4 protein-coding genes and 1 pseudogene are annotated in these 5,355 nt (G+C 73.1%); 2 read left to right on the top strand and 3 right to left on the bottom strand.

The window, feature by feature from the left end; all coding sequences use genetic code 11:
• The first annotated feature begins 157 nt into the window (after window positions 1–157).
• Together JHD21_RS20340 and JHD21_RS20335 are read left to right on the top strand one after the other, a co-directional pair.
• A complete protein-coding gene (locus tag JHD21_RS20340) occupies window positions 158–1,030 on the top strand; it encodes a YegS/Rv2252/BmrU family lipid kinase (RefSeq protein ID WP_292679066.1) in 873 nt (290 codons plus the stop codon).
• Between the two features lie 24 nt (window positions 1,031–1,054).
• Entirely contained in the window at window positions 1,055–3,886 is a 2,832-nt protein-coding gene (locus tag JHD21_RS20335) for a DEAD/DEAH box helicase (RefSeq protein WP_292679063.1), read from the top strand.
• Here JHD21_RS20335 and JHD21_RS20330 read toward each other — a convergent pair.
• From JHD21_RS20330 to JHD21_RS20320, 3 genes and pseudogenes are all read right to left on the bottom strand, one after another.
• Window positions 3,862–4,506, bottom strand: a complete 645-nt coding sequence (locus JHD21_RS20330; protein WP_292679060.1) for an urease accessory protein UreD — start codon at window positions 4,504–4,506, stop codon at window positions 3,862–3,864. The genes JHD21_RS20335 and JHD21_RS20330 overlap by 25 nt on opposite strands.
• Window positions 4,484–5,182 (bottom strand): urease accessory protein UreG, encoded by a 699-nt coding sequence (gene ureG / locus JHD21_RS20325; RefSeq protein WP_292679057.1) that lies wholly within the window; start codon window positions 5,180–5,182, stop codon window positions 4,484–4,486. Before ureG ends, JHD21_RS20330 begins: the two co-directional genes overlap by 23 nt.
• Window positions 5,175–5,355, bottom strand: a pseudogene (locus tag JHD21_RS20320) (urease accessory protein UreF); the annotation flags it as partial. The gene ureG and the pseudogene JHD21_RS20320, both read right to left, overlap by 8 nt.

Here is a 5,355-nt window from a genome sequence, read left to right as displayed (position 1 = left end):
GGGCGGCGGGGCGGAGCCCTGCCGCTGAGCGCGCCGCCAGCAGGCCGGGAGAGGCGGAGACCCGGCCTGCTACGCGCGCGGGCACCACCCTCCACCCAAGGAGCGGCCACGCGCGCGGGCACCACCCCCAGCCGCAGGAACGCACTACCCTCCACACGTGCCCCGCGAGATCGCGCTCCTGACCAACCCCACGGCGGGCAAGGGCCGGGGTGCCAAGGCCCGCGCCGCCGTCCGGGACCGACTGGCCGGCTCAGGTGCGCACGTGCGGGACCTCCAGGGCCGGGACGCCGACGAGGCGCTCGACCTCGCCCGGGGGGTGGTGGCCCAGGGCACCGAGGCGCTGGTCGTCATCGGCGGAGACGGGATGGTGCACCTGGGCGTCAATGCGGTCGCGGGGACGCAGACGACGCTGGGGATCATCCCGACCGGCACCGGCAACGACGTGGCCCGCTACTTCGACCTGCCGCGCAAGGACCCCCTCGCCGCCGCGGCCCGGGTGGTCGCCGGGGCGACCCGCACCAGCGACCTGGCGCGCAGCGGCACGAAGTACTACACGACCGTGCTCTGCGCGGGGTTCGACGCCGTGGTCAACGAGCGGGCCAACGGGATGACCTGGCCCCGCGGCCAGATGCGCTACAACCTGGCCACGGTCGCCGAGCTGCGCACGTTCACGCCGCTGCACTACACGCTCGACCTGGACGGCGCGACCCGCCGGGTCGAGGCGATGATGGTCTCAGTCGGCAACGGGCCCTCGTTCGGGGGCGGGCTGCGGATCACCGAGGGCGCGAGCCTCGAGGACGGCCTGCTCGACGTGGTCATCATCAAGCCGATGCGGCGCCGGGAGCTGGTCCGGACCTACCCCAAGCTGTTCAAGGGCACCCACGTCACCCACCCGCAGTACGAACGGCACCGGGTGCGCCAGGTGACCGTCGCGTCTCCCGGCATCACGACGTACGCCGACGGCGAGCGGTTCGGCGCGCTGCCGCTCACCGTCGAGTGCGTGCCGGGCGCGCTCACCGTCTACGCGTAGGTCCCTGTACATATCCTGGGCGGCATGAGCACCGACGAGCGGTCGCCGTCGGAGCGGTACGCCGAGTTCCAGCGGGACAAGGGACACCCGGTCACCAAGGACTTCCAGTCCCTCTACGCGTTCCCGCTCGACCCGTTCCAGGTGCAGGCGTGCCACGAGATCGAGGAGGGCCGCGGCGTCCTGGTCGCCGCCCCGACCGGCTCGGGCAAGACGGTGGTGGGGGAGTTCGCCATCCACCTGGCCCGCTCCACCGGGCGCAAGTGCTTCTACACCACGCCGATCAAGGCGTTGTCCAACCAGAAGTTCCACGACCTGGTCGAGCGCTACGGGCCCGAGGAGGTCGGCCTGCTCACCGGTGACAACGTGGTCAACGGCGAGGCACCGATCGTGGTGATGACCACTGAGGTGCTCCGCAACATGCTCTACGCCGGCTCCCGGACGCTGCTCGGGCTGGGGTTCGTCGTGATGGACGAGGTGCACTACCTCGCCGACCGCTCCCGCGGCGCCGTCTGGGAGGAGGTGATCATCCACCTGCCGGAGTCGGTGTCCGTCATCAGCCTGTCCGCCACGGTGTCCAACGCCGAGGAATTCGGCGAGTGGCTGGCCACCGTCCGCGGCGAGACGACCACGATCGTGGAGGAGCGGCGCCCCGTCCCGCTCTACCAGCACGTGATGGTCGGCCGGCGGCTCCTCGACCTGTTCGCGTCCTCCGACGTCGACGCCTCGGCGGGCTTCGTCAAGGAGGGCGCACCGGTCAACGACGAGCTGGTCCGGATCGCCCGGGACGACTGGGCCAGCACCCGGCTGATGCGCGACCGCCGGTCGCCACGCAAGGGCAGGCCGGGCTCCTCCAAGAACCCCCGGCAGGTCGGCAACGGCCGCCGGGTCTGGATCCCGAGCCGCGCCGACGTGGTCGACCGGCTCGACCGCGAGGGCCTGTTGCCCGCGATCGTCTTCATCTTCAGCCGGGTCGGCTGCGACGCCGCGGTGACACAGTGCCTCAGCGCCGGCGTCCGGCTCACCTCGCCGGAGGAGCGGGACGAGATCTTCGCCTACGTGGAAGCCTCCTGCCGGGACCTGCCGGAGGACGACCTGCACGTGCTGGGGTACCACGACTTCCTGGACGGCCTGACCCGTGGCGTGGCCGCGCACCACGCCGGGATGCTGCCGGCGTTCAAGCAGGTGGTCGAGGAGCTGTTCGTCCGCGGCCTCTGCAAGGTGGTGTTCGCGACCGAGACCCTGGCCCTGGGCATCAACATGCCGGCCCGGACGGTGGTCATCGAGAAGCTCAGCAAGTGGAACGGCGAGACGCACGCCGACATCACCCCGGGGGAGTACACCCAGCTCACCGGTCGCGCCGGCCGACGCGGTCTCGACACCGAGGGCCACGGGGTCGTGCTGTGGCAGCCGGGCATGAACCCGCGCGAGGTCGCCGGGCTCGCGTCGACCCGCACCTACCCGCTCCGGTCGTCCTTCCGGCCGTCGTACAACATGGCGGTCAACCTGGTGCACCAGTTCGGCCGGGAGACCTCACGCGAGCTGCTCGAGCAGTCGTTCGCCCAGTTCCAGGCCGACCGCGCGGTCGTCGGGCTCGCCCGCCAGCTCCGCAAGAGCGAGGAGGCCCTCGAGGGCTACCGCGAGGCCGCGGCCTGCCACCTCGGCGACTTCATGGAGTACGCCGCGCTGCGCCGGCGGATCGGCGAGCTGGAGAAGGGCGCCAGCAAGGCCAAGCGGGCCGACCGCCGGGAGGAGGCGCTCGACTCGCTCGCCCAGCTGAAGCCCGGCGACGTGATCCAGGTGCCTGCCGGCAAGTTCGCTGGCTACGCCGTCGTGGTCGACCCGGGGTTCTCGCCGGAGGGGCCGCGCCCCTACGTCGTCACCGCGGACCGGCAGGCCCGGCGGCTGGCGATGGTCGACTTCCCGACCCCGGTGGTGTCACTGGCCCGGATCAAGGTGCCCAGGTCGTTCAACGGCCGCAACCCGCAGATGCGCCGGGACCTGGCCTCGGCGCTGCGCGCCCGGACCCACGACCTCGCGCCCCCGCCTCCAGGCCGGCGGGGCGGCTCGGACCGGAGCAGGTCCGACTCCAGGTTCGACTCGTCTCCGGTCGACCGCGAGATCGGGGCGCTGCGAGCCGACCTCAAGGCGCATCCCTGCCACGCCTGCCCGGACCGCGAGGACCACGCCCGGTGGTCCGAGCGCTACTTCAAGCTGGAGCGGGACGCCGCGACGCTGAGGCGCCGGGTCGAGCGCCGCACCAACACGGTGGCCCGGCAGTTCGACCGGGTCTGCGAGGTCCTGACCAGACTCGGCTACCTGGAGGCCGAGGGCGCCGACACCCGGGTCACCGACCAGGGCCGGCACCTGATGCGGCTCTACTCCGAGCTCGACCTGGTCGCGGCCGAGTGCCTGCGCCGGGGCCTGTGGGACGGCCTGTCCGTGCCCGAGCTGGCAGCGGTGCTCTCCGTGCTGGTGTTCGAGGCGCGGCGCCCGGACGACGCCTCGGCGCCCCGGATGCCGGGCGGGCCGGTCAAGCAGGTCGTGGCCGAGATGGTGAGGCTGTGGGCCGAGCTCGACGAGCTCGAGCGCGAGCACCACCTGGACTTCCTCCGGCAGCCCGACCTCGGGTTCGCCTGGGCGGCGTACCGGTGGGCCGAGGGCGATGAGCTCGACGACGTCCTCAACGTGGTCGACCTCGCCGCCGGCGACTTCGTCCGCTGGATGAAGCAGCTGCTCGACGTGGCAGGCCAGGTCGCGGACGCGGCGGGCGACTCGGCGTTGCGCGACACCGCGCGCGAGGTCGTCCGGGCCCTGCGCCGCGGCGTGGTCGCCTACTCGGGCCTCGCCGACGAGTGAGGCATGCGCAGTGGGCTGGCGTGCGTCTCCGCGCCCAGCCACCGGTGCAGCGAGTCACCGGACTCGAGGACCATCGTGTGCTCGTCGGCCACGCTCACCGAGCCGACGTGGAGCACCTGGTCCAGCACCCGGTGCGGGCCGAGACCGCTCGCTGAGTCGAGCTCCTCGACGAGGACGGGGGCCTGGTCCCGGGTGACGTCCGTCCGGCACCGGAGCCACCCCGGGTCCTCGCCCGAGCGGCCCAGCACGAGCGTCTCGCGCAGCACGAGCGCCGCGGCCGCGGCCAGGTCGACGGTCAGCGTGCGGCGTACGTCGGCACCCGCGGCGACCACGAACGGCTCGCCGCGCCACACCAGGCGTCCGGCCTCCTCGACCTCGACCGTCACGTCCCAGCGCGCCTGGAGCCCCCGCATCGCGTAGGCGACGGTGCCACCCGGCTCCACGATCTCCAGCGTGCGACCGGCGGGCACCCGCACCGCGACGGTGACCTGGTCACCGGCCAGCAGGACCGCCTGCTCGGGGACGAGGGCGACCCGGTCCACGGCACCGACCGCGGGGAGCCGGAACGCCCGCAGGTGGCTGGACCGGACCTCCGCCTCAGTGCGCGTGAGCGTGGGCATGGGAGTGCCCGTGGGAGTGCGCCGCCATCGGTCCCGGGTCGACGGGCACCAGGCCGCCGGACCGGAACTCGGCGAGGCGTGAGGTGACCCAGCCGGCCAGGGCGGCGACGGAGTCCGCGTCGCTCCGGGACAGCGCGAGCACGGGGCGACCTTGCCGGGCTTGCTGCGCGTCGTGCACCATCCGCTCGAGGTCGACGCCGACGTACGGCGCCAGGTCGGTCTTGTTGACCACCAGCAGGTCGGCGCGCTCGATGCCGGGGCCACCCTTGCGGGCCACGTCACCGCCGCCGGCGACGTCCAGCACGAAGATCTGCGCGTCCACGAGCGCGGGGGAGAAGGTGGCGGTGAGGTTGTCGCCCCCGGACTCGACCAGGACGACGTCGAGGGGTGCGAACCGCTGCTCGAGATCCTCGACTGCGATCAGGTTGGCCGTGACGTCGTCGCGGATCGCCGTGTGCGGGCAGGCGCCCGTCTCGACGCCCACGATCCGCTCCTCCGGCAGGACGCCGGCCGAGCGGAGGAAGCGGGCGTCCTCGTCGGTGTAGATGTCGTTGGTGACGACCGCCAGCTGGAGGCTGCCGGCGAGCTCCCGGCACACCATGGCGATGAGGGAGCTCTTGCCGGTGCCCACGGGACCGCAGACCCCGAGGCGCAACGAGCGGGTGGGGTCAGGCACTGAACAACCTCCTGGTCGCGCGGGCGTGGGCCTGCGCCCAGCCCTCGATCTGTGGGGAGCCGGTGGCGGGGATGTCGCCGGGCTCGGTCAGCACGGCGAGCTGCTCGGCGAACCGGTCGACCTCCGGCAGCAGCCCGACGCACCAGGCGGCGGCGTCGGCGGGGTCGAGGGGG

The organism is Nocardioides sp., from assembly GCF_016462705.1.
Taxonomy (GTDB): Bacteria; Actinomycetota; Actinomycetes; order Propionibacteriales; family Nocardioidaceae; genus Nocardioides.
This window is presented reverse-complemented; position numbering and strand designations above follow the sequence as displayed.

What these genes read in the sequence shown, in the direction of transcription:
- JHD21_RS20335 (WP_292679063.1), top strand. Translation starts at nt 1,055, where the DNA reads ATGAGCACCGACGAGCGGTCGCCGTCGGAGCGGTACGCCGAGTTCCAG.
- JHD21_RS20330 (WP_292679060.1), bottom strand. Translation starts at nt 4,506, where the DNA reads ATGCCCACGCTCACGCGCACTGAGGCGGAGGTCCGGTCCAGCCACCTG.